We start from the raw sequence: 24,227 nt of genomic DNA on the forward strand, positions 1-24,227 counted from the left end.
GCTATGACCTAAGGAGTCCATTCCAGATGATGTACGCAGGCGTTGACGTCGGCTCACGAACAGCCAAAGTCGTCATACTCAACGAAAATAAAACCATAGGCGTCCATCTGATTTCCACGGGCCCGGACAGCGCGGAAACGTCTATCAAGGTCCTCGAGGGCGCTTTGGCGGCGGCGGGAATCCGCATGGATGAATTATCCGGCATTGTCACGACCGGTTACGGGCGCTATATCGCCCCCTTTCCCCATACCAGCATCACGGAAATCGCGTGCCACAGCAAGGGCGTACACCTTGTTTTTCCGACGGCTCGGACCGTTCTGGATATGGGGGGTCAGGACTGCAAAGCCATTCGCCTGGATGCCCAGGGAAATCACACCAACTTTGTCATGAACGACAAGTGCGCCGCCGGCACCGGCCGATTTCTGGAGATTCTGGCCAAGAGCCTGAATCTTCCCCTGGAGGAGATCGGTCCGCGTTCCCTCCAGGGCAAAGGAACGGTAAAAATCAGTTCCGTGTGCGCGGTATTCGCCAGAGAAGAGGCGCTTCGTTACCGTCGCAGAAGCGCACCGTTGGAAGATATTTTGGAGGGAGTACATGAATCCGTGGCGGAGCGGGTGTTCAAACTGGTAAAAACCGTGGGTCTGGAAAAAGATTTTGTCATAACCGGGGGTATCGCCCAAAACCCGGGCATCGTACGGCGTCTGGAGCAACGGGCCGGCTTGACCGCCCTGATTCCTCCCACTCCCCAATTTACAGGCGCTTTAGGCGCGGCATGGCTCGCAAGGGAGTCGTCCTGACAACAAAAACCGGCGGACCGCCGCATATTAAAAGATAGCTGAACGAGGTGCTGAGTTGATCCAAATTCGAAAAGTAACCCCTCTCGAGGGTGTTCACAAGATCACCATTCCTATTCCCTTCCCTATCGAAGACGTGAACGTGTATCTGCTCGAGGGCTCCCCGTTGACCCTCATCGACACCGGCCTCCGAAGCACGGCCACCATGGACGCATTGGAGCGAGCATTGTCCGGCATCGGTCGAAAGCTGCGGGATGTGGAGCGAATACTGGTTACTCACGGCCACATCGACCATTTTGGCGCCGCCCGAACCTTGTCCGAGATCTCCGGGGCAAAGGTGTTTGTCCACGCCTTCGACGTGAACAAGGTAAACCATGATTTCCTGCAGGATTTCGATCGCGAACCATCGAGGTTGGCGCTGTACCTGATCGAAGCCGGCGTTCCCGCGAATTACTACCCCTTTCTCAAGCAAGAGTTCCTAACCAACATACACGACTATTCCGAACCACTTACGCGCGTGGAGCTGATGGCCGACGAAGATGAAATCGAAGCAGGAGGTCGGAAGCTGCAAGTAATGCACTTTCCCGGACACTGTATAGGTCAGGTCTGCTTCTTTGACCCGGAAGAACAATTGATGTTCACCGGAGACCACGTGCTTCCTGAAATCACCCCCAACCCGGTGATGGACCTGATTGCCCGAGAGGAATTCGGCTACCAGAGCCTGAAAACCTACCTTGAATCCTTGCGTTCAACACGCAACGTCGACGTTCGACACACTCTGCCCGGACATGGCGAACCGTTCGGCCCGCTTCAGGCGAGAGTCGACGAGATTATACGTCACCACGAGCAACGCAAGAACGAAATCGTCCGAATACTCAATAATGGATCAAAAACCAAATGGCAGATATGCGGTAAATTGTTCAGCCAACTCGAACAACGCGAGGCGTTCCTGGGGCTATCCGAGGTGGACGGTCATTTGGAATTGCTCGAGGAGGCAGGACAAGTAACATGCGAAAAAGTGAAGGACTCACTGCTCTTTCACCTGCACTAGCATTTGGGCCTGGATCAGCGACAGATGGCGAACTTCCGAATAATTGTACACCCAACCAGGGGAGACGAGCATGGAGGTGAAGAGCCGCGGGGCTGTCGTCACGGAAAGTGCTCTTGCACGACGAGAGACGTGTGCTCGAGGTCCGGTTGCTGAAGGCGCCAAGCTCGTCGTTTTCGATCTTGCGTCAGGCAGAGGAGACAACCCGGCGTCCGGGATCGCCGCCAGTGTTTGTCCTGCAAGAACGGGCAAGCCCCAAGAATGCGAGAAACTCGCCCGGCGGATCGTCGAGAACCCCATGCTGAACGGATCCGCCGCATCTCTGGACGGGGCTCCGCACTCAAAACCCAGATAAGATGAGACGTCATTCGTTGAGGGCTTTTTCTGACGGCAATCGAGGAAAGGAGGTGAACGTACCCCAAGGAACAACAATTTAACCGGCCACACAGCCTGTATGAACCCAACTGTGGACGTTGTAACCCAACTGTATCCAGTTCGATGCATCAGGGGAACCTGAGAAGAAACCGTTTGTCCTGGATGAGGCACCCACAAGGAGGAAGAAATGGCTGAAGAAAAGATGATGACTGACCTTGATAAGCCGGGAGCGGAGGAACACTTAGTCGGCGCACCTTCGGATGATGTTGCCGGCTGGCTTAATCAAGAGGTGGACCTTTTTGACCTCGCCGCGGAGATGCTTAAAGAAGAGGGAGTGCACACCATCTTCGGCCTTACCGCCGGAGGCTGCTGGAATATCGAAGGTCACTGTCTGAGAGCCGGTATCGAGCGCGTGCACGTACGAACCGAAGAGACGGCTACATTCGCCGCTGACGCCTACGGCCGAATGACCAGTCGGCCCGGAATAGCGGTTTCAGGTCCCGCTACGGGTATCTGCTATGCGTCTGCCGGCGTTGCCCAGGCCATGGCCGCTCAGTCCCCCATGGTGTACATTGCCGGGGAATCCGGAGCCCTGGACGATGACAAATTTCAACTTCAAGGCCTGGTTCGCGCCGAGCGCCTGTGCGAGTCCATAGCCAAGACAGCAAGGCGCGTTCCCAATACGGGTTCCTTCCTGTTCCAACTGAAACGAGCGTTACGCACGGCAGTCACACCCCCTACCGGTCCGGCCGTAGTGGCCTATACCTACGAATACCTCGACCGATCGAACTCCATAGGTCCTCGCATCGATTATCTGGTCCACTACACACCCGGCACCTGGGCTCCAAAGCCTCGAGTCAGCGCGCCTGATCCCGAGGACGTGAGAAAGTTCATGGAGTGGCTGGTAAATTCAGAACGCCCGGCCATCGTCACCGGAGAGGCGCTGACCTACGATGACGCCCAGGATGAACTCAGGGAGTTCGTGGCCTTGACCGGCATCCCCACACACTGCCGGCGCAATTCCCGGGGGGCCATCTCCGAATACGATCCGCTCAACTGCTACGGCAGGGCCAGAGGCTACGTCATGCGCAGGTGCGACAAGGGCGTGCTTATGGGACTGCGCTGCGGAGGTCTGGAGTGGTTCGGATATCCTCCCTTCTTCGGAACGCAGGGCGTCTACACCCAGATCCAGACGCATCCCGAGAACACCGTCTTGTCGCTGCCCACCGAGCATGAACTCATCGGGAACATGAAGCTGACGATCAAACTCATGATCGAATGCGCCAAGGATATGGGGATCACCAAACCCCCGGAGAAGTGGGCTCTTTGGAGAGCCGAAGTGGCGAACAAGAAGGAGGAGTACCACCAGAAAACCCTCGATCGCACCGAACGTCAGAGGGGAGTATCCCCGCTTCATCCGGATATTCTAGGACGGATTACCGCCGAGTTCCTCCGCGATGAATTGAACGACGAGTACTATTCCATTATCGACGGGTTCACTGCGGCCACCTACTACTCCGACTGGATTAAGGTAAAAGATCAAAGGCGAATCCTGGATGCCGCGGACACCATCGGTTTCGGGCATGCGCCGGGCATGGCCCTCGGATGCAATGCCGCCACGAAAGGAGACCGTCCCATCATAGCGATCATGGGTGACGGAGCCATGGGCGCTTGCGGCATGGACATTGAAACCTGTTATAGATGGGATGTGCCCGCCGTCTTCATCCATCACAACAACAACCAGATCGTGGGTGGTGGTCACCTCTTCTGGAAGGACATCTGGCCATCCGGAAACCGGGAAAGGGATGGATGGTTTATCAGCAAGAACACACGATACGACAAGATGATAGCGGAGTTCGGACTGCATACCGAACTGGTGGAAAGGGACGATCAAGTGCGTCCCGCCCTGAAGCGGGCCTTCGATTTCGTGCGTGACAAACACAAACCCGCTTTCATCGAGTGCTTCGTGGATGAGGACGTACTCCAGGAGATCTGGCCCACCATATGCGCCACCTGGTCCAGCGGCTTTATCCCCTTCAAGGAGCTTCCGCAAACCGCTAAAGACTTGATGCTCAAATGGAAGGATCATGTGCCCAGCGCCACGAAGATCGCGGCGCGTGACGACTGGTGGGAGGCTTTGGACTGGTAAACCAGACGCATCCGATCACTAGCGAGTTGATGGCGGGGGCCGCCGGCTCCCCGCCATCCTCCATCACCGAAAGGATAGCGAAAACGCATGGGCGGCGCTTTAGACAGGGAAACAAAAGGATTCTGTTCTTGGGGAAACGACCGAGTCTATCTGGTTCTGCGCGAACTCGCTCATCCGGACGAGAAAGGTGCGTTAACCATCGAATCCATCCTCGAAGATCCGGATAAATACGTCCTTCTCCACGAAGAATCTTCATTTCAAACAACGGAAAGTAAGCGTTCTCTTTCATTGCCCGAGCCGGACAGGGATCCTCGAGAATTGGAGAACATGTATGAATCCGCTCAAATGGCCGGGCACGAAACGCCGGAGGACCTGGGACCCTCGGACATACTGCCGCTCAGTATGCGGCGGAAGCTCGAAGAAATCGTTCCGATAGACGAAGACGACTCGCCGGAGAAACGACGCCGGAAAGAACTCGAACGCACTCTCAAAAAGTATCACAGAGAGGGCCTGATCGTTTTCGAAGATGGAACGGTTTCCGTGACGGACAAGGGCGCACGCGTCCTGGCTAGGGGGGTGCTGAAACGGATCTTAGGGAATTTCAAGCCGAATTTGAATGGAAAAAACAAACCTGCTGCTTTGAAAGAAGGGTTCATCCCAACCGTTACTACCAGGAAGTACGAATCCGGCGACGACTACGCATCTCTGGACGTGGAGAGCAGTTTGCTGAACGCCCTCGGCCGGGGCGAAACCATTGGCGCGATCACCTTTCGAACCGACGATTTCCGTGTCCGAGAAATGACGCGCGAAAATAAACTCATCGCCGGACTGCTGGTGGACACCAGCATGTCGATGCAAATGAAGGGCGTCATGGCAACGGCTCGTGACACTTCGCTGGCTCTGGCCGAGTTGATAGGAGAAAACCCCAATCACATCCTCAAAGTGTATCTGTTTGCGGATCATGTAAAAGAGACGCCACCCAGGGACATTTTCCGCAACACGTTTCCGGGTGGACTTACGGACATCTGCGCACCCCTGGAAAAATTTCGTGAGCGGGTACGTCTGCTGGAAGGAGAAAAACAGGCCTACCTGATTACCGATTCGGTTTCGAACGTGGTCAACGGCCGGCGCGTGGGATTCGAGGATGCGGCCCCCAGGGTGCTGGAGGAAGCGTCGCGCTATCGCAAGGAGAAGATAACCCTGAACATCGTTATGCTGGGAGAACAGGAACAGTTCAGGCACTTCTGCCTGAAGTTGGCTCAGAGAAGCATGGGAAGAGCCTTCTTCGTTTCCTCGGACAGTATGACACAAACCATAGTCAGGGACTATTTTCGCTTCTCCTGAAAGGATCCTGATCGTTTTCAGACAGTAAGTAGAGCTACGGAGCTGTATATGGAAAAGACACTGAAGACCGACGATCGTTTCTTTGAGAAGGCAAGCAGGCACATGACGTGGTCCGACATCCCCGTCAAAGCCATGTATGGCCCTGAAGACGTGAAAAGCCTCTCCTACGAGGAAGACATCAACCATCCGGGCGAGTTTCCTTTCACACGAGGGATATTCTCCGACATGTACCGGGGACGGCTGTGGAGCATGCGAGAACTCTGTGGATACGCGTCACCCGCGGCAACCAATCAACGCCTGAGATACCTCATCGCGGAAGGCCAAAGCGCCCTGAATGTCATTGGGGATCTCCCCACCCAGTACGGCATTGACTCCGACCATCCTTGCGCGGAAGGCGAGGTGGGTTTGGAAGGAGTGCCCATTGACTCCATACGGGATATGGAAGTGATGATGGAGGGCATTGACCTCGAGGCCACAAGCATCAATCTCTCCAACTACCTTTGCCCTTTCATGGCCCTTTATTTGGCTGCCGCGGAGAGAAGGGGCTTTGATTTCACTAAACTGCGCGGCACCTTTTTGAACGATACCCTGGTCCATATTCTCACGCTTTACTATCCGAAGACCGTCCTGCCGTTTGACATCGGAAGGCGCATGACCGTGGACACGATCATCTATTGCAGGGAACATGTCCCCCGCTATTATACAATTACACAGGGATCGGAAGGGCTAAGGGAGAGCGGCGCCACCGCTGTTCAGGAAATCGTGTTTGATTTCTGCGTAGCGAGATATTGGCTGAAATCCATACTCGAGCGGGGAGAGGGGCGTATCAGGATCGAGGACGTGGCTCCGAGGTTCGGCTTTACCCACCGCGTCGGAATCGACATCTTTGAAGAAGCCTGCAAGTTCAGGGCGGCTCGAAGACTATGGGCTCGCGTGATGAAGGAGGACTTCGGTACGACGGATCGCAAATCCGCCACATACAAGGTACACACTCCCACTCTGGGGGTCCAGTTGCAGAGGCCCCAGGTGGTTAACAACATCGTTCGTATCGCTTATCAGTCACTGGCCGCCGTGTTGGGCGGGGTACAGTCCATTCATACCATGGGCTTCGATGAACCCGTTGCCCTGCCTACGGAAGAGACCCATCGCCTGGCCCTGCGCACCCAGCAGATTCTCTGCTATGAAACCGGCGTCGTCAATGTAGCTGACCCTCTGGGAGGTTCTTACTATGTGGAGAGCCTGACCAACCAGTTGTACGAACAGATGAGTCGCATGATGGAGGACTACAAAGACACCATAGCCGACCGAATCTTGAACGGGGACCTGCAAAGACTGCTGCAGAATCAGGCCTACAAGTTTCAAAAAGAGGTGGAAAGCGGGGAGCGTCCTATCGTCGGAGTGAATTGCTTTACCATATCCGAGGATCAAGAGACGGGGGAGAAAGCTCACAGAATCCCTCAACAGGAAGTGAGAGAACACCTCGAGAACCTCAAGGAATTCAAGCGGAAACGGGATGTCAAAAAGGTCGCCCGGAGCCTGGAGAACGTCATGCGGGCGGGAGAGAACAAGAACGAGAACCTGTTTGGGCATGTGCTTGAAGCGGCCAGGAGTGAAGCGACCTTTGGGGAAATGATTGGAGCCATACGCATGGGACATGGAGCTCCGTATGATCCCTTCGATGAGATCGAATACCCGTTTTAAGAGAGGGAATGCCATGAAAATGGTAAGGGAGAGGGAAAAGCCGATCAAGATACTTCTGGCAAAGGTAGGACTGGACGGACATGACCGGGGTATCGTTATTCTGTCCAAGGCGCTTATGGATAGCGGAATGGAGGTAATATACCTGGGCGCCTATCGCAAGGTGAAGGAAGTGGTTCAGGCGGCCCTTCAAGAAGACGTGGATGCAATAGGCCTCAGTTTTCTGGGCGGTGAGCACCTGATTTTCTCGGAAAAGATGCTCGGGGCCATGAAAGAAAAGAACATGAGCATTCCGCTTCTGGTCGGAGGTGTCATACCCCGGGAAGATCTGCCTGATCTAAAGCGAATGGGAGTGAAAGACGTCATTATCTCAGGAGTGCCGCTGGAAACGATCAGGGAGAGAATCACCGAGGTTGTGCTCAAAGAGGGATAGAAAAGGAGCCGTTCCCTTCGGCGAACGGGTGAGGAGTCCATGCAACCATGGATTCCCACGGCAGCTGATGCATGTACCGATTCAGCGAGCTCACTCGCAGCCCGAAGACCCTCTGCAGGAATTCACGTTTTTTGGGCCTTCCGATCGGCCCATTCAGAGACGGCATGGCGCGGTTAAACACGAGGTAAGACTAACGTCGATTCTGTTGTCCGAACAGGATGACCGAATCCGGCAAGCCGAGAGGAGGAGAAGCATGTTTCATAAGAAAACGATCGAAGAAATAGCCAAGAGGCGTGAGGCCTGGAAAGAAAACACGCTCTCCAAGGTCCCTCCTCGAAAACAAGAATTCACCACTATCTCCGGCATACCCATTAAAGAGATCCACACTCCGGAAGACATTGCGGATTTGGACTACCTGAAAGATCTGGGGTTCCCGGGAGAATACCCTTTCACACGGGGCGCTTACGCCCCCATGAATCGAAGCCGTCCGTGGACCATCCGGCAGGTGGTCGGCGTAGGCACGGCCAAGGAGACTAACGAGCGGCATAAATTCGTAATGAAGACCGGTCAGACCGGCATGAGCAACGACTTCGATGTTCCGACCTGCATTGGCCTGGATTCGGATCATCCCCTCGCTGAAGGAGAAGTGGGACGGGTGGGCGTCGCCATTGACACCCTGGCCGATATGCAGATGCTCTACGAGGATATTCCCCTGGAAAACACCAATCATTCCTTCACGATCAATCATCCCACTCCCGCCATTTTGAGCATGTTTCTGAACCTGGCGGAAAAGCAGGGTGTGCCGTTCAGTGCGCTGAGAGGCACCACTCAGAACGATCCCCTGAAAGAATGTTTCGCTATGAAGATGTTCTCGTTCCCGCCGCAGTCCAGCGTTAAACTCCTGGTGGATACATGGGAGTTCGCCTCAAAATATCTGCCCAAGTGGAACGTGACCAATGTAAACGGATATCCCACCCGAGACTCGGGAGGAACCGTCTATCATGAGCTGGGTTTTACGTTCGCAAGCGCCATTAATTATTTTGACGAGGCACTGAAACGCGGCATCGATGTGGATGCCATTGCTCCGAATGTTTCCTGGTTATGGTATGTGCATATCGACTTTCTCGAAGAGATTGCCAAGTTCAGAGCAGCCAGACGGATCTGGGCCAAGATCATCAAAGATAGATACGGCGCCAAAAATCCAAAAAGCTGGACGCTTCGAATGCATGCCCAGACGGGAGGAGGAGCCTACACGTATCAGCAGCCGGAGAACAACATTGTCCGAGGGACCATTGGCGGAATGGCGGCTGCACTGGGCGGTGTTCAGTCTATGGCCATTGCTTGCTTCGATGAAGCGCTTTCCATTCCTTCGGAAAACGCCCATAGGCTATCCATACGGACTCAGCAGATCCTCTGCCACGAAAGCGGCATCGCAAATGTTGTCGATCCCTTTGCGGGCTCCTACTTCATGGAATGGCTGACGAACGAGGTGGAAAAACGAACATGGGAGGTCATTCAGGAGGTCGAAAGCCGGGGAGGAATGGCCAAATGCGTGGACACGGGATATGCGGATAAGATCCTTACGAACCAAGCATACAAGTACAACAAATCCGTTGAAAACAAAGAACGGATATTGGTGGGAGTGAACGAGTTCGTTTCCGAGGAGGAAGAGGAGGAGCCTGAGATATTCAGAGTCACCGAGGAAACGGAACGGACACAGCTCGCCAACTTAAAGAAGATAAAAGAAGAACGAAACAACCAGGAGGTCCGGAAAACGCTCGACGACCTCCGGAGGGCCGCTGAAAAGAATGAAAACGTGATGCCCTATTGTATCGCCGCTGCCAAGGTATATGCTTCCGAGGGAGAGATCATGCAGGCATTGAGGGACATTTACGGAGAATTCAAACCGCCTTCTATCTTATAACGAGCAGATTCAGGGTCTTTCCATCGCATTGAACTCACGGCTTTTATGAGTTCGACCGGGCGTTTCTTCAAAGAAAGGAGGAGGCATATGGTCGGTACGAGGCCGATACGGGTGTTACTCGCCAAGCCGGGACTGGACGGGCATGATCTTGGAGTCAAGATGGTCGCTCTGGCCCTGAAGGATGCCGGCATGGAAGTGATCTATCTGGGCATGAGGCAGACGCCGAACAGTATTGTGAAAGCCGCTGTCCAGGAAGACGCGGATGTCATTGGCTTGAGCAATCTCTCCGCTTCCCTGATTCCCATGGGCAGACACGTGATGGAGCTGCTCAAGGAGAAGCAGATGAACATTCCGGTTTTGTACGGCGGGACGATTCTGAAGGAGGACCGCAAGAAGCTGCTGGATATCGGGATCAAAGAGACGTTTTCCCCCGGCACCATGATGAAGGATATCATCTACGCCATAAAGAAATTGGTTCCTGAAGACAAACTCCGATAGCAGGCGCCGCAACCCACATAAACCATTCAATCACAGGGAACGACGTCATGAGAAGCGTGTCGATCGTAGGAGTGGGAACCACCGATTTCGGAATTCTCGAAGGTATGAGCCTCAAGAAGATGGCCTCCCTGGCCACCAACCGGGCCATTGTCGATGCGGGCATCAATCGAAAGGAAATCCGAGCCTTCTACCTGGGCAACTACATTGGGGGCATTTTGGAGGGCCAGGAAACCCTGGCGCCCGTGGTGGCCTGCGACAAAGGCGAGGGGGCCTGTTGTTCCGCGGGCATTGCCTTACGTCAAGGGTTCATGCTCATCGCCTCCGGCGTATATGATTTTGTACTGGTCGGAGGTGTGGAAAAGATGAGCGGCGCTTCAACAGCGAAAAACACCGAGGCGCTCGCCGCAGGCATGGACAAAGACATGGAAGGATACACGGGACTGACGTTTCCGGGATACTTTGCCCTCGTGGCCCACCGTCACATGTACGAGTACGGAACCACCATTGAACAGATCGGTCTCGTATCCGTAAAAAACAGAAAAAATGCGGTGAAGAACCCCAGGGCGCGTTTCCGGAAAGAAACCACCCTCGAAGAAGTACTGAATTCCCGATTGGTTACGGACCCCCTAAAACTGTTCGATTGCTGCCCCATTTCGGACGGAGCCGCAGCCGCTGTTCTGTGCCCAACGGAAATCGCCCGGAATTTCACGGACAAACCCATAGAAATCATGGGATCAGGGCATGGATTGGGGAACAGTACATCTTACGCCATGGAAGGCCCATCCTGTACGGCAACGGTTTATGCCGCCAAGCAGGCCTTCGACATGGCAGGAATCAAGCCCTCCGACGTGGACGTGGCGGAGATTCACGACTGCTTCACCATTGCTGAGATTGTGGACAGCGAAGACATCGGTTTCTTCGAGAGGGGAAAGGGCGGACCCGCTGTGGAAGAAGGACTGACCCAGGTGGATGGAAAGATTCCTATCAACACGAGTGGTGGACTGCTTTCCAAAGGACATCCCGTCGGAGCTACAGGACTCGGCCAGGTGTTTGAAATAGTCAGGCACTTACGGGGAGAGCACGAAAACCAGGTAAAGGACGCTGAGATCGGCCTTGCCATGAATCTGGGAGCTTCGGGGCTTGTTTCCACGGTCACCATTTTAAAAGGAGCCGTATGATGCTTGGGTCAACGCACGACATTATCGCAGACAGGTGCGCCCGGTGCGGGAAACGGTTCATATCCCCGGCTTACGTGTGCGCCGCGTGTGGAAGCGAGGAATTCGTCTCCGACGAAGTGGAAGGGAAAGGTAGAATCTACACGCACACCACCATACGAGTGGCACCCGAGGCCTTCCGAAATCAAGTCCCCTACCCCATGGCCATCATCGAGTTGCCGCACGAATTGAGGCTGACCGCTCGCATGTTGCTCAAAGAAGGCCAGAAAATGGAAATCGAGCGAGCGGTTTCTTGCATAGGCAAAGATGAGGCCGGTTATTGGTTCGAACTCGAATGAACGGGTTGCGATTCCCGATTCCTTGCGTGCAGGAACCGGTTTTGAATCATTTTCTCAACATCGCCGATAAAGGATTGGTTTTGACATGGAGTGGATCGAACGTCTGTTGCAGGGAGATCATTACGCTGCCTCGAAGCTGATCTCCATGGTCGAAAACAAATCTCCCCTGGTGCCGGAAATCATGAAATCAATCTACCCTCACACGGGTAAGGCGCGTACGTTGGGGTTCACTGGCCCTCCCGGAGTGGGAAAGAGCACCCTGGTGGATCAGATCATCTACATGGCATGCGCCAAAGGGCTTCGAGTGGGCGTGATTGCCGTGGACTCGAGCAGCCCGTTTACCGGAGGGGCGCTCCTGGGAGACCGCATCAGAATGCGGGACTACGCGGAAAACGACGACGTCTTCATACGAAGCATGGGCACCCGAGGGCACCTGGGGGGCCTCTCCGAAGCCAGCAAAGGCGCCAAGCGAATTCTGGACGCTCTGGGTTGTGACCTCATTCTGGTCGAAACCGTGGGAGTCGGCCAAATCGAATTGGACATCGTCAAAGAAGTGGACACGGTGCTGGTGGCCACCATGCCGAGTACCGGAGACTATGTCCAGACCATGAAAGCGGGCATCATGGAGATCGCGGATATTTTTGTCGTCAACAAGGCCGACCTTCCGGGAGCGGACCTGACCTGTCTCGAGATCGAAAAGGTGCTCGATATGGCCGTCAACCCCCGCGAATGGCGTCCCCCGGTGATTCAGACGGTCGGCACCCAAGGAGAAGGTATCAGGGAGGTTTGGGAGGCTGTGAAAGAGCATCAGGCTTTCCTGGACGAAGGTGGAAGAAGGGAAGAGAGAAGACGGGAACAGATTCGGTCGGAGATGGCGGATCTGGTCTTGAAAAGGCTGTCGCAGGACTTCTGGTCCCGCTGGGATGAGGACCCGGCTTTTAACGAATTGGTCAAACGGGTTTCCCTCCGGGAAATGGATCATTATGCAGCCACGGAATTGATGGTGAACAAAATCAAAGAGGCTATAAAAGACGCCTAACGAACCGTGCGAGGCGAACGCGTTGCCGGGTAGACGGTAATCGGTCCCTGACGGGCTTACCCTTGTCACTTACCCGTCTGAGGCGGCAGCGACTCGTGCTTGACCGATGAACGTGACGCCGTCATGAACGATCTGCACGTGGAAACTATTTCCAGACGCATTTTGGACACAACGGTGAAAATGGCCGGCAGGGACCATTTATGGGTCGAGTCGGTCGTCATGGACCAAAGGTGCGACTTTGCGTTCGAGTCGGTCGTGCGCCTCGACACCAAAGAAATCATTCGCGCGCGGGGAGAACTCAAAGCCGGCCTGCATACGGCGAGCTGTGAACAGCCCATCGAAAATCTTTCCAATTTGGCCGGTATCGTTTTGGGGCCGGGCCTAATCCGGCAGGTTGTAAAAGTGCTGGGGTCATGCGACGGCTGTGGGTTCATTTTAGATGCGATTGTGGAATCCGCTCGAGCGGTCAAGCAACTCAATGACTCGCCTATCGAAGTGCCGAAGGACCTCCATACGTTTGGCGCCGTGGCCCTTAAAAACTTCGAGATGAGGGCGAGACCGGATCTCGCGAATACCTGCGTCCCCTATCGGGATGGCATCGAAGAGACATTCGTCGAAAGGGGCGTCTACCCCGCGGTCAGAGCGGATATTTACGGTCCGAGGCCGGGCCAGGTGAACCGTTTCCGACGTGACAAAATCATCGAGATCCGCATCCGCGAAGACGACCTCCATCTGAACGAATACATGTGCGATGACTCCCACGAAATGAAGGTGGATTTGCACCTGGACAAGAAAGCCAAACGGGTCCTGGATATTGAAACGCAGGCGTTCAGGGCGCCGTACCGCAACATCTGCGAACTTCCCTTTACCAAGTCGAAGGAGTTGATCGGTTCCACCATTGACAGTGAATTCGGAAGCCGTGTCCGGACGCGGCTTGGCGGCCCCTCGGGATGCACTCACCTGGTGGACATGATTCTCGACACGACCCGTTACCTGAACGCCGGATGACGGACAGGCGTCAAGGCTGCATACCTTGCTTCGAGCCGAGGCCCTCCCGGACAGGGCGCATTCGAGGCGCGGGATTCGGAGGACCGGTCTGAGCATCTTCCGGCTTCAAACATCCCTGCTGCCGGCCGTACTCTTGGGGCTTTCAGTCGTGCGCTAAGCGAGCAACGGCGTCTGATCGCTACGTAATGATGTCGCCTGGAGAAACGATCGTTTGTCATAAACGAGGACCACACAGCAAAGGGAGGATGCGCCATGGCCGAATATCGGCAGCCTCAAAGCCATATGGAAGTCGAGGGATTGTTGTGCAAGAAGTTCTACGAGAAATACGGTGACAAAGCACTGCCCGTCATAAGGGACGTTTTTCAACAGTGGGGCGAAGTCCAGGGAAAGAAGATGAAGAAGAAGCTTGGAGACATGGACTTCAAAACAGCGGTTTTGACGTATGTGGATCCGGCGACGAAACGTGAACCCAAGGCGGAAATCATCGAGGCAAAGGACGACCGCGTCGAAATCAAAGTGTATGCCTGCCCCTACATCCTTGACGGTCACGGCCGAGATCTATGTGAAGCCATGATGGCCATGGACAGCGAAATCATCCGAGCCATCGTCCCCGGTAGAATCGAGCTTGAACTCCGTTCAACCCTCGCCGCCGGAGACCCATGCTGCCACGCCGTCTTCGCCAGATTGAACCCATAAGAGGACAGGGATGATGGAAAACAAGAACGTACTGGACGACAAGTTTTTCGCCCGTGCCGGCAGGCACATGACCTGGTGCAACATTCCGGTCGAACCGCACTATTCTCCGGAAAATATCCGTCACATGGATTACCGAAAGGACATCGGAGATCCCGGAGAATTCCCCTACACGCGCGGAATCTTTCCCGACATGTACAGAGGAAGGCTCTGGACCATGCGGGAGCTGGTGGGGTTCGATTCTCCCAAGCGCACCAACGAGCGCATCAAACTGCAAATCGAAGAAGGGGCCAACGCCCTGAACCTGATCGGGGACATTCCCGCTCAAACAGGTATCGATTCCGATCATCCCATGGCTGAAGCCGATGTGGGCGCCGAAGGGGTTCCGCTTTGCTCCGTTCTGGACTGGGACATCTGTATGAGCGACATCGACATGGAAAGGGTGAGCATCAACTTCTCCAATTACATCTCGCCCCTCCTCGCTTGCATGTTCGCTTCAGCCGAAGAAAAGGGGGTGGACCCCAAGAAGCTTCGCGGGACCTTCCTCAACGACACCCTCGCGTATCTGCTCACCCTGTATTACCCAAAAATGATGGACCCCTTTGATATTGGACGCCGGATGACCGTGGATACGGTTCTTTATTGCATGGATTATGCTCCACGAGTCTATACCTTGAGCACCGGGCCGGAAGGATTGCGCGAGCACGGAGCCAGCGCCATGCAGGAAATCGCCTTTGATTTTTGCATTGCCCGGTACTGGTTCAAGGAGATCCTCAAAAAGGGTCAAGATAACGTGAACATAGACCAGATTGCGCCCAAAATGGGATTCACTCACAGGGTAGGACTGGACATCTTCGAGGAAGCTTCGAAATTCCGCGCCGCACGCAGAGTGTGGGCCAACATGCTCAGAGATGAGTTCGGAACGGAGAATCCCCGTTCGTGTACGTACAAGGTGTACGCCATTACCATGGGCAGCCAGCTCCAAGGCAAGCAGATTCAGAACAATCTGGTCCGTATTACTTGCCAGACACTGGCCGCAGTTTTAGGAGGCGTGCAGGGGATACACACCATGGGTTACGACGAGCCGGTGTGTCTTCCCACCGAGGAATCCCTCCGCCTGGCCCTCAGAACACAACAGATCATCTGCCACGAGACGGGTGTCGTCAACGTGGCGGATCCGTTGGGTGGTTCCTACTACGTAGAATCCCTGACCAATCAGATCGAAAGAGAAATCGTACGCATTATGGACGAGTACAAGGACTCGATTGCGGACAAAATTGTCTCCGGCGAGATCTTTCAAGTGCTCCGACAGGGAGCCTACAAATACCAGAAAGAGGTGGAAGACGCATCTCGTTCGGTGGTGGGAGTCAATTGCTTTAAGATCTCGGAGGAAGAGGACCGGCAGGCTGAAGTTCATCGCGCCGACCCCGAATCCGTTTCTGAGCATTTGCGAAATCTGAAAGACTTGAAGCGCACCAGGGACCAAAACCGGACCGCAAAAAACATAGAACACATCATTCGCACGTGTGAAGATCCGGCAGCGAATATCTTCCCTGCCCTTCTCGATGCTGCTCGCGCCCGAGCCACCGTGGGCGAGATGATGGGAGCCATTCGCATGGGCCACGGCGCCGAATACGATCCGTTCGGGCAGATCGCATATCCGTTCTAGAGAAACAGGAAAGGAAAATGAGCGATGGCAGAGACGCGGCCTCCTATCAAAGTCGTATTGGCAAAGTGCGGAATGGACGGTCATGATCGGGGAATCGTCATGGTGTCGCAATGGCTTAGGGATGCGGGAATGGAAGTGGTGTATCTGGGACCCTACCAGACGCCGAAATCGGTGGCCAAAGCCACCCTTCAGGAAGACGCGCATCTGGTGGGCCTGAGCTTTCTGTCCGGGGGGCATGTGCAACACTGTAGAAACACGGTAGATGAACTCCGAAGAATCGGTCTTACCGTACCCGTATTTGTGGGCGGCATCATCCCTAAAGTGGACATCCCCGCCCTTAAGGAAGCGGGCGTCCAAGGTATTTTCCCCGCAGGTACGCCCATGGCCGATATCCTGGGTCGCGTCCGAGAGGCGGTTTCTTGAAGGAGGCCAATGCATGGGCTCATGCAGGCAAGTCCGGCATAGAGGGCTTATTCTCCAAGATCCCGCGTTTCGGTTTCCACAAGGAACGAAAGATCCTTTGACCCCGAAATCGGCCGGATGCCGGCCAGATTCAAAATACCCGTGACCTGCCCGTCCGAGCGAATCGGAACCGTCAGGGATCCTCCCAACAAGTCCTCAAAAAGCGTTCGATCTCGAGAGTTATCGACCCGTGTCCGTGACCTGGCATCTGCGTCACGCCCTGTTGACCGGACTGAGGAAAAAAGAAAACGTTCTCCCCGACATCGACGGACGCGAGGAGACCAAATCGGATCTGATACGGGCGATCTTATCCGGGTCCTACCCGTATCTCGTCTCCGAGGAGGGCACCGGAAAAACAAGGCTTGCCCGATCCGTGGCCCGATTACTCCCACCCGTCCCTGCGATTAAGGGCTGCCCCTATCATGACGATCCAAAGTGGGACAGAACCTTGCTTTGTGAGCGATGCAAAGAGGTTTCGGATCCCGTGGCAACATTCGGCTTCGAACTGATTCCCGGAGAGAAAAGATTCTCTCGGATCCAGGGCAATGAATACACCAACGAAGCCAAGCTCCTGGGTTTGAAGGATATTCAGGCCATCGCCTGCGGGGCGAGCCCTACGGACCCGAAAGCCTTTATTGGAACCGGTATATTCAGGGCCAATCGAGGCATTTTAATGATCGACGAGCTTCCCGCCATACGGACCAAGGTCCAGGTATTGCTGCACCCTCTCCTCGAAGAAAAGAAGGCCGTGCTCGAAGAATACAACTGGGAGCGCTCCGTGGACCTGCTTATGATCGCCACGGGGAACCCCGTCGGCTTCTCTCACGTAAATGACATTCCCAGACCGCTGGCGGACCGGCTTGAGCTGATCTATATGGATCTTCCCGAGGAGGCGGTGGAAAAAGAAATCATGCTAAAAGAACGGTCTCTCCTCAAAGGAGACGGTTTTACACCAAACGATCTCCTTTCGACGGCATCCAAGGACCCGTATGTGGATCCGGCGCTGTGCGAGCGAAATACGGTCGTCCCGTGGTGGCTGATCGAAGTGTTGAACAAGACCGTTCGATATACCAGAGAGTGCCCCAATCTCGAGAAGAAATCCAGCATCCGCGGCGGTGGAAGAGCGTTCGAACACACGATCTCGTCCTGCGAAATGGAGGGGAGAAGGGTGGCCACGTTGAAGGACGTCTTTTTCGGCCTCCGTTTGGCCCTGCGAGGAAGAATCGGCCTGACACCCAATTTCCTCGACTTCGACAACCCTCAGAACACGATCAGAAAAACGGATCGCGTGGTCGAGGATATGCTTCGGGACGTCCTGGGAGAAGTGTCTCAGGAGATCCTCGCTAACGTGACTTTGAACAGGGAAGCATTTGTCAAAGAGCTCGTCTCGCTCCGCGCTGAGGGAACGGCGGATGGGTCAAATCTAAACCTCCGGCGGTTTGCGGAAAGCCAAAAAGTCGTCGGCCGCATGAGGGATTCGTGGTCACGAAAAATCCCGGGGGCCTATTGCAGCGAATTCGAAAAGCAACTGTTTGACGGAAGCGAGGAGGTCGAAGCTTCCGCCGCCGCGGAGTACGAGCGTTCAGCCATTGATTTCATTGCTTCGGGCCTAGCGGCCAAGGGGGTGCTCAGAGAGGAAGCGCTGCTCAAGGATCTGTTCGTTCCGCGAAAGGCGAACTTGTAATGCTTCCGGATTCTCGGGACCTTCACTCATTTCGAAGCACCGATTGGACTACCCAGTACCAAAATGTGCTCGAATCCACCCTTCTTTGGACAAAAGCCGTGATACCTGGAATGATAGACAGAAAGTTTGGACGCATCGTACATGTCGTCTCGGATTCCGCCCGTATCGGCGTTCCAAAGATGTCTATATACGAGACCATGAAAGCCGCCGTGTCCTCGTTTTCCCGTTCCTTGGCTCAGGAGTTGGCTCGTTACAACATCACCTGCAACTGCGTTTCCATAGGAGTTCAGGAAATCGATGAAGTAAAAGGTTCGAGCACAGAGGCGGTCTTCAAGCTGGACAAGACGCTCAAGTTGGCGCCCTTGCGCCGTTACAGCGAACCGGAAGAACTGGGCGTGATGATGGCTTGTTTGGCCTCCGAATTGGGGGCCTACGTCACCGGACAGACGATCAGCGTGTCGGGTGGATTGGTGATGACCTGAGCGACCCCCCAATGATGCGGTAAGGAAGAAGTATAAAATAGCAAAGGAAGGATTACATCCTCCGAGGGAAGATGCTTTGTCTCGCGACCGCCTGGAATCACCGGCGCAGCCATTTGACCGCGATCTTGGAGTTGCCGGCGACCGATTCCCGACGCCGATCATCGAGTGACGCGGCCCAACGGGCGGTCTTTAGTTCAGGAAAGCGTCAGGAGCGTTGCATCCCTCAAGCCGGGCGCAATCCCTCACGTGCCGAATAAAACCATCGGCATAGACCCCCCGTGGAACGGATACGCTGTTCATTCTGTAGCCGAAGCATTCTGAAATGACTCGGGAATAGGAATCAATAAGGGCCTCGAGGTCTTCTATATTGGAGCATTCTCGTTGAGATAAAATAGTGCTGTCTCTCGGAAAGCGAACACTGCAAATCGCCTTGGGTTGCCTCCCATTCTCGAGGTAGACGACACATAGATATTCGAGCCGTTGTCCGCGAACTGCGACCACTCGTTTGATCTGATGCTGCATGATCCCGTCTTGTCCGATTATCTCGACCACCATAAGGAACTCTCTAGTTATTAAAGAAAATACTATCTTCTTACAATGCGGAAAAAGTTCCGTCCGGATCAAGCATCATGAGCCTTATTGTTTAATATAGCATAGTAATTCCAATTTAGCAATGTTCCCGGGGCACACCTTCTCCGGGAAGGAAAAGCCTTTGACATCCGCATCAAGCCCCCTTGCCTTGGGAACCTCAAACCTTCGGATTGAATGGAACCCTCCCGGTACACATTGCGACGTGGAACGGAAGGCTCGGGCCTTAAGTCCGTAACGTTCCATTTTTCAGACGACCTGCAATCGAATTCCGGATAACGCCGGAGCCCGGTTTAGCCGGGCCGGTGGTGAACTGCTCGCAGGGAGTGCTTCCCGGATCCAGGACGAACCAACATAGGATGTCTTCAGTTGGTATCATTCTTGCTAGCTCAGAAAGCATGATCATCCGCCCAGCCATGCTCTTTCTCGCCGCGCTTGTCCTTCTAACGACCCCGTCCGGCGCAGCCGAGCAGAGGACATATCAGGACCGGCTCCGGGTCCGGGCCATCGATACGGTTGAACTCGGCCAATTGGTGGACGGACGGGTCTCTTTCCACGAAGCGGAAGACGAGGATCTGGGAAACACGGTTTATATACTGGTTGAAGGCTCCGCCCATTTGGAAGGGGGAGAGAGCATCGAGGCCGCGGAAAAAAGAGCCGTCCTGGACGCCCTGACCAAGGTATTTCAGCGCAACAAGGAAAAGAGCGCCCATCTCGTTCAATCCACGTCCGTGCACAATTACGAGGTGGTGGACGATACGATTCAAATCGAATTCGATTATGTGCTTCAACCCGGCCTGACGATTCTCGACCGGACCATCGGCCAAGACTCCGTCGTTGTCACTTTGCGAGTACCCATACAGACCCCGGTATGGGGAGGAGAAAGCAAGCCTTCCTCGGATTTCTGGGTGGACGCATACGGTCACACGAACAGCGGCGTCCGCACGCTCTTGAAATACCGCTCCGAAACCGCAAGAAGCATGAGTCTCTGGATGAACCGGATAGGCGGCGCGGTTCGAGATCTGATCCCCTGACGACCGTGGCTTCTCATTCCCCGAGCACGAAAACCCTCGAGGTTCGCCGAATACTCTCTTCCTTCCTATGGGCGCCTTGCCCTGCCCTATCCCCGGACCGGAACCGATTTTTCTGATCGCACGCTTTACCTCGTTGACTTTCCAACAAAACTGTAGAAGTCTGGTATATCTTCAAACCCTTTGCCGTGCACTCGTAAACATGTTTCCGACAGCGAACGGACACGAGAAAGAATTTTCGCATTTGCACTTGCTCCGGTTATTCATTTGATGCCCGTCGAATCGCTCTTTTCATCCCAATCTCGTTGCTCGAAGTCTAGGAGGCCGACATGACACTTTCGCGAGTAATGCGCTACATGTGGATTTCAATGGCCGTCTGTGTTCTCGTCGGCTGCGCCACTGTAGAAAAGGATTGGCAAGCCGCCCGAACCGGGGATAGCATCCCGTCCTACGAAACGTTCTTAAGCGAACACCCCGAATCCCCGGTTAGCACTCAGGCCCGCACTCGGCTCGAACAGTTGTACTCGGAAAGAGATTGGGATCAGGCTCGCAAGGCCCATACCATCCCGGAATACGAGGCGTTTCTACAGAAACATCCTAACTCGGAGCACGCCTCCAAGGCCCTGGCCCTTGTCGAAGAACTGCGAGCGAGAAGAGATTGGGCAGAAACTCGAACTTCCTCCAATGTCTCCAATGTCGAGGCGTTCCTACGGAATCATCCCGACTCCGAATATTCCGAGCAAGCTCGGTCATTGTTGGAAAAGCTCGACGCTGAGAGAGCATGGACCGAGGCCCAGTCCGAGGACACCGTATCCGGCTACGAGGCATTTCTAACGAAATACCCAAATTCCGTGAACGCCTCCAAGGCGCATGAAAAGTTAAAACAGATGTCCGCCCGAATCGAATGGGAAAAGATAAAACATTCCACAAACATACCCGATTTCGAAAGCTATCTCAGGGCATATGGAGGTTCCAAATTTTTCGATAAAGCCCTCTCACGGCTCAAGTTGCTCTGGTCGGACGAAGACAAGTGGAATGCCGTTATCCAGACCGACACCATCGATGCCTACGAATCCTTTCTCTCCCACTATCCTCAAAGCCCTTACGCATCCGTGGCTCAGTCTCGAATCGCAGAGTACAAGGCCGATGTGTCGGGACGTGACATTGTAGACGCCCTGGAAAATAACAGGGTGGAAGTAAAGACACGAGGATCGGGAATTCAAAGCGTCAGCGTAGAGATTCGGCGCCGGGTGCAGCGTCCGCTTCGAGTGACCATTCCTGTGGGAACGTATTTCGTCGCCCAGGGATCCTCGCAGAACATGGTTTCAAGAAAGGGTATTTCCGTAGTGTTGGACGACGACGAATGGCGGACGCTATCAGTGGATGCGGCGTGCGCTAATCGCCCAAAGGAAGTTCCAGAGCCTGGAGATCGATTTCAGATCCAGTTATCCCCCCATCAGGACGAGTTAAAACGTTTGATGCCCGTTTTGGAGGAAGCCCGTGCGTCATTCGGGGTCGAGCAGGCGGCGGTCTGGATCGTTACCGACGACGCAGATTATGCTGACCTGGGATCCCTGGTGCAAACACCGCTATTCCAACCGTCGGGCGGGACCCGTATGATTCAGGAATTCGAAGCAGCCAGAGCTCTACAGATTTTGGACAGTGCAGGAATCGACGTTACAAATAAGGCGATTTGGCGGGACCGCGACACGATTGTGTCCCGGCTTGAAAATGGACCTCTGAAAGACTGGCTTAAACACAAAGCCGACTGAAGTGTTTCCGGGAGGCCAGGCTTCCCATCCACGGCGCCCGTCTCATTGGCGACCGCTGATGACATGTCGTTTCGGCGGCGTTCGGAACATCCGGGCTGTTTTGAAAACCCGGCCGCTCCAACAGGAGCGGTGCGACGATTTTGGAAACTTGAAGAAAAGCTCGGGGAAACCCGCTGGATGCGGATTTCCCTCGGTGGCGCGACATCATATCAATCCGCGGCGGTCAAACGTCAGGTCGCGCAGACCTGGTTCTTACCTCTATTCTTGGCGCGATACAGGGCGCCGTCCGCGGTACGGAACAAATCCCATAACGCTTCATTCTCGATGTTGCCCGAAGAAGCCACTCCAATACTCACAGACGCGAAAAGATTCGAGAATTCCCTCGGCCACGTGTGCTTCTCCACCCTCGATCGGATGCGTTCGGAGATCAACAGGGCGTTCCCTCGAGAGGTCTCCGGGAGAATAATCAGGAATTCATCCCCGGCATATCTTCCCGCGGTGTCGCAAGACCGGACGCTCTGTTCGATGATCCGAGATATTTCCCTCAACACCAGATCTCCCGTCTGGTGGCCATACGCGTCGTTGATGTTCTTGAAACTGTCGATGTCGATCACCAGGACGGACAAGGTGTGGCCATAGCGCTTAGTTCGTTCAAGTTCCTGTTCCAGACGTCTTATGGTCGCCCGATAGTTCGGCAGGCCGGTGAGAGCATCTTTCTCGGCAAGTTCCAGGGTTCGTTCATACGTGCTTGCGTTCTTCAACGCCCGGCCGAGGTTGGCGGCCAGGGTTTCCACAAGGAACGAAAGATCCTTTGACCCCGAAATCGGCCGGATGCCGGCCAGATTCAAAATACCCGTGACCTGCCCGTCCGAGCGAATCGGAACCGTCAGGGATCCTCCCAACAAGTCCTCGAAACGATCCGGAACCTCCCTTTTGCTCGAAGTTTCAAACCTCCACTTAAACGTGTCCGGCGTACCGTTCACCCACGAGGATAGGTGCGATCTAATGGCTCGCTGGAAAAGCAAAACCTGTTTCCTGGGAAGCGCCCATTGGGATCCGATGCGGTAGTGGTTCTGCTTCTCGCCCTTAACGAGGAACGTGATCACATCCGCGGACACCATCTTTGGCAGCAACTCCAAAGCGGCTTCCACTATACTGTCCGCATCCAGCAGTTCGTGTATGCGAGTGGTGAACTCGTACAGGAACGAATAGATGTTTCTGGACTCCTCGAGCGATCTGTTTTCCTTCTCCAGGATTCCATTCGATTCCTCCAGATGGTGCGACCTGGAAACGAGCCTGGAAACATCGGAAATGCTCCTTACACCGTCCAAGGATTCCAGCTGATCGTTTCCGCACTCGAGAGGATACACGAACAGATTGGAGGCGCCGTCTTTGACCAGAGGGATCACTTTCTGCAAACTCGACCCTTCGGTCATTAAAATCACGCGCTTCCTGTCGTGGTGATCCTCGACGGCCTTTACCACTTCACGGTTCCAGGCCGCGTCGGCGGACAGGCCGATCATGATCACGTCATAGTTTCCCCTTGGAAACCTGGGGAAACCCATGCTGCCAATAGGATCCTCTTCTGAGTCGAAAAATTGACGGTTTTGGTTGGTAGGGAGGCTGTTTTCAGGGGCCCCGCTTCGTTTCATTTGCACTGTTTCTGTCGAATTCATGGCCATAGATACACCTTCAAGTCATTATGTCTTCGATTTTGACTTGAGTGGGAGCACATTCCATGCCAAGATGGCTTCCAGTCCCAACCGGACCCCCTCGGACAAGTGTCTTTCCCGATGATGTGTCGCAGACGAGAAAGGACGGACCTCCGTCATGTGAAGACATGGAAACCAGCCATAACAGGCCCTGCTTTCAACTTTTCCGTAGGCAAAATCTGACCACGGGCAAACATGACCGAGTCGAATGCAACTCGGCCTCGAGTATGCGCACAGTAGAACTTCCCTCTTTCCCCGGTCCCTGTCCTGAATTCAATTTGGCACGCCTAATGCATCCCGAACCTGTGCGA

Annotated in this window: 22 protein-coding genes; 20 read left to right on the forward strand and 2 right to left on the reverse strand. The window is 54.6% G+C overall.

The annotated features are described in order from the left end of the window. Positions 1-26: 26 nt before the first annotated feature. The 18 genes from HY788_09345 (at position 27) to HY788_09430 (ending at position 18,813) form a co-directional block, all read left to right on the forward strand. Complete coding sequence (locus HY788_09345) at positions 27-797, forward strand: 2-hydroxyglutaryl-CoA dehydratase (GenBank protein MBI4774366.1); 771 nt, start codon at positions 27-29, stop codon at positions 795-797. Positions 798-852: 55 nt separating this feature from the next. Then, positions 853-1,845, forward strand: a complete 993-nt coding sequence (locus HY788_09350; protein ID MBI4774367.1) for an MBL fold metallo-hydrolase — start codon at positions 853-855, stop codon at positions 1,843-1,845. Positions 1,846-1,915: 70 nt separating this feature from the next. Next, complete coding sequence (locus tag HY788_09355; protein MBI4774368.1) at positions 1,916-2,197, forward strand: hypothetical protein; 282 nt, start codon at positions 1,916-1,918, stop codon at positions 2,195-2,197. A gap of 207 nt (positions 2,198-2,404) precedes the next feature. Continuing rightward, entirely contained in the window at positions 2,405-4,366 is a 1,962-nt protein-coding gene (locus tag HY788_09360) for a thiamine pyrophosphate-binding protein (GenBank protein MBI4774369.1), read from the forward strand. Positions 4,367-4,453: 87 nt separating this feature from the next. Further along, on the forward strand, positions 4,454-5,710 hold the full coding sequence (locus HY788_09365) for a hypothetical protein (GenBank protein ID MBI4774370.1): 1,257 nt from the start codon (positions 4,454-4,456) through the stop codon (positions 5,708-5,710). A gap of 48 nt (positions 5,711-5,758) precedes the next feature. Beyond that, on the forward strand, positions 5,759-7,411 hold the full coding sequence (locus HY788_09370) for a methylmalonyl-CoA mutase (protein ID MBI4774371.1): 1,653 nt from the start codon (positions 5,759-5,761) through the stop codon (positions 7,409-7,411). A 19-nt stretch (positions 7,412-7,430) separates the two neighbouring features. Beyond that, positions 7,431-7,841: a cobalamin B12-binding domain-containing protein gene (locus tag HY788_09375; protein MBI4774372.1), complete on the forward strand. Its 411-nt coding sequence runs from the start codon at positions 7,431-7,433 to the stop codon at positions 7,839-7,841. A 253-nt stretch (positions 7,842-8,094) separates the two neighbouring features. Beyond that, positions 8,095-9,765, forward strand: a complete 1,671-nt coding sequence (locus HY788_09380) for a methylmalonyl-CoA mutase (protein MBI4774373.1) — start codon at positions 8,095-8,097, stop codon at positions 9,763-9,765. A gap of 87 nt (positions 9,766-9,852) precedes the next feature. Beyond that, a complete protein-coding gene (locus HY788_09385; GenBank protein ID MBI4774374.1) occupies positions 9,853-10,263 on the forward strand; it encodes a cobalamin B12-binding domain-containing protein in 411 nt (136 codons plus the stop codon). Between the two features lie 47 nt (positions 10,264-10,310). Then, positions 10,311-11,441, forward strand: a complete 1,131-nt coding sequence (locus tag HY788_09390; protein ID MBI4774375.1) for a thiolase domain-containing protein — start codon at positions 10,311-10,313, stop codon at positions 11,439-11,441. Then, entirely contained in the window at positions 11,438-11,776 is a 339-nt protein-coding gene (locus tag HY788_09395) for an OB-fold domain-containing protein (GenBank protein ID MBI4774376.1), read from the forward strand. The genes HY788_09390 and HY788_09395 overlap by 4 nt, the downstream gene beginning before the upstream one ends. Positions 11,777-11,861: 85 nt before the next feature. Further along, entirely contained in the window at positions 11,862-12,815 is a 954-nt protein-coding gene (gene meaB, locus HY788_09400; GenBank protein ID MBI4774377.1) for a methylmalonyl Co-A mutase-associated GTPase MeaB, read from the forward strand. A 99-nt stretch (positions 12,816-12,914) separates the two neighbouring features. Beyond that, positions 12,915-13,823: a DUF2889 domain-containing protein gene (locus HY788_09405; GenBank protein ID MBI4774378.1), complete on the forward strand. Its 909-nt coding sequence runs from the start codon at positions 12,915-12,917 to the stop codon at positions 13,821-13,823. A gap of 252 nt (positions 13,824-14,075) precedes the next feature. Continuing rightward, complete coding sequence (locus HY788_09410; protein ID MBI4774379.1) at positions 14,076-14,519, forward strand: L-2-amino-thiazoline-4-carboxylic acid hydrolase; 444 nt, start codon at positions 14,076-14,078, stop codon at positions 14,517-14,519. A gap of 10 nt (positions 14,520-14,529) precedes the next feature. Then, positions 14,530-16,185 (forward strand): methylmalonyl-CoA mutase, encoded by a 1,656-nt coding sequence (locus HY788_09415; protein MBI4774380.1) that lies wholly within the window; start codon positions 14,530-14,532, stop codon positions 16,183-16,185. A 24-nt stretch (positions 16,186-16,209) separates the two neighbouring features. Then, entirely contained in the window at positions 16,210-16,608 is a 399-nt protein-coding gene (locus tag HY788_09420; protein ID MBI4774381.1) for a cobalamin B12-binding domain-containing protein, read from the forward strand. A gap of 229 nt (positions 16,609-16,837) precedes the next feature. After that, positions 16,838-18,331, forward strand: a complete 1,494-nt coding sequence (locus HY788_09425; protein MBI4774382.1) for an AAA family ATPase — start codon at positions 16,838-16,840, stop codon at positions 18,329-18,331. Beyond that, positions 18,331-18,813: an SDR family oxidoreductase gene (locus HY788_09430; protein MBI4774383.1), complete on the forward strand. Its 483-nt coding sequence runs from the start codon at positions 18,331-18,333 to the stop codon at positions 18,811-18,813. The genes HY788_09425 and HY788_09430 overlap by 1 nt, the downstream gene beginning before the upstream one ends. A 189-nt stretch (positions 18,814-19,002) precedes the next feature. On the opposite strand, the gene HY788_09435 is transcribed toward HY788_09430, so the two are convergent. Then, positions 19,003-19,368, reverse strand: coding sequence for a hypothetical protein (locus HY788_09435; GenBank protein ID MBI4774384.1), 366 nt, complete (start codon positions 19,366-19,368; stop codon positions 19,003-19,005). Between the two features lie 431 nt (positions 19,369-19,799). Between HY788_09435 and HY788_09440 the strand changes: the two genes are divergently transcribed. Together HY788_09440 and bamD are read left to right on the forward strand one after the other, a co-directional pair. Next, positions 19,800-20,435, forward strand: coding sequence for a hypothetical protein (locus tag HY788_09440; protein ID MBI4774385.1), 636 nt, complete (start codon positions 19,800-19,802; stop codon positions 20,433-20,435). 326 nt (positions 20,436-20,761) lie between these two features. Continuing rightward, complete coding sequence (gene bamD, locus HY788_09445; GenBank protein ID MBI4774386.1) at positions 20,762-22,204, forward strand: outer membrane protein assembly factor BamD; 1,443 nt, start codon at positions 20,762-20,764, stop codon at positions 22,202-22,204. A 230-nt stretch (positions 22,205-22,434) separates the two neighbouring features. On the opposite strand, the gene HY788_09450 is transcribed toward bamD, so the two are convergent. Further along, entirely contained in the window at positions 22,435-23,769 is a 1,335-nt protein-coding gene (locus HY788_09450) for a sensor domain-containing diguanylate cyclase (GenBank protein MBI4774387.1), read from the reverse strand. Between the last annotated feature and the right edge of the window lie 458 nt (positions 23,770-24,227).

It is taken from the genome of Deltaproteobacteria bacterium (assembly GCA_016208165.1).
Taxonomy (GTDB): Bacteria; Desulfobacterota; Desulfarculia; order JACQYL01; family JACQYL01; genus JACQYL01.

Bases quoted from the DNA above. Each gene is read 5' to 3' on its own strand.
- HY788_09345 (MBI4774366.1), top strand. From the start codon at position 27: ATGATGTACGCAGGCGTTGACGTCGGCTCACGAACAGCCAAAGTCGTC.
- HY788_09385 (MBI4774374.1), top strand. From the start codon at position 9,853: ATGGTCGGTACGAGGCCGATACGGGTGTTACTCGCCAAGCCGGGACTG.
- HY788_09370 (MBI4774371.1), top strand. From the start codon at position 5,759: ATGGAAAAGACACTGAAGACCGACGATCGTTTCTTTGAGAAGGCAAGC.
- HY788_09355 (MBI4774368.1), top strand. From the start codon at position 1,916: ATGGAGGTGAAGAGCCGCGGGGCTGTCGTCACGGAAAGTGCTCTTGCA.
- HY788_09435 (MBI4774384.1), bottom strand. From the start codon at position 19,368: ATGGTGGTCGAGATAATCGGACAAGACGGGATCATGCAGCATCAGATC.
- HY788_09390 (MBI4774375.1), top strand. From the start codon at position 10,311: ATGAGAAGCGTGTCGATCGTAGGAGTGGGAACCACCGATTTCGGAATT.
- HY788_09360 (MBI4774369.1), top strand. From the start codon at position 2,405: ATGGCTGAAGAAAAGATGATGACTGACCTTGATAAGCCGGGAGCGGAG.
- HY788_09380 (MBI4774373.1), top strand. From the start codon at position 8,095: ATGTTTCATAAGAAAACGATCGAAGAAATAGCCAAGAGGCGTGAGGCC.
- HY788_09410 (MBI4774379.1), top strand. From the start codon at position 14,076: ATGGCCGAATATCGGCAGCCTCAAAGCCATATGGAAGTCGAGGGATTG.
- HY788_09365 (MBI4774370.1), top strand. From the start codon at position 4,454: ATGGGCGGCGCTTTAGACAGGGAAACAAAAGGATTCTGTTCTTGGGGA.
- HY788_09415 (MBI4774380.1), top strand. From the start codon at position 14,530: ATGATGGAAAACAAGAACGTACTGGACGACAAGTTTTTCGCCCGTGCC.
- meaB (MBI4774377.1), top strand. From the start codon at position 11,862: ATGGAGTGGATCGAACGTCTGTTGCAGGGAGATCATTACGCTGCCTCG.
- HY788_09375 (MBI4774372.1), top strand. From the start codon at position 7,431: ATGGTAAGGGAGAGGGAAAAGCCGATCAAGATACTTCTGGCAAAGGTA.
- HY788_09450 (MBI4774387.1), bottom strand. From the start codon at position 23,769: ATGGGTTTCCCCAGGTTTCCAAGGGGAAACTATGACGTGATCATGATC.
- HY788_09395 (MBI4774376.1), top strand. From the start codon at position 11,438: ATGATGCTTGGGTCAACGCACGACATTATCGCAGACAGGTGCGCCCGG.
- bamD (MBI4774386.1), top strand. From the start codon at position 20,762: ATGACACTTTCGCGAGTAATGCGCTACATGTGGATTTCAATGGCCGTC.
- HY788_09420 (MBI4774381.1), top strand. From the start codon at position 16,210: ATGGCAGAGACGCGGCCTCCTATCAAAGTCGTATTGGCAAAGTGCGGA.
- HY788_09440 (MBI4774385.1), top strand. From the start codon at position 19,800: ATGATCATCCGCCCAGCCATGCTCTTTCTCGCCGCGCTTGTCCTTCTA.
- HY788_09430 (MBI4774383.1), top strand. From the start codon at position 18,331: ATGCTTCCGGATTCTCGGGACCTTCACTCATTTCGAAGCACCGATTGG.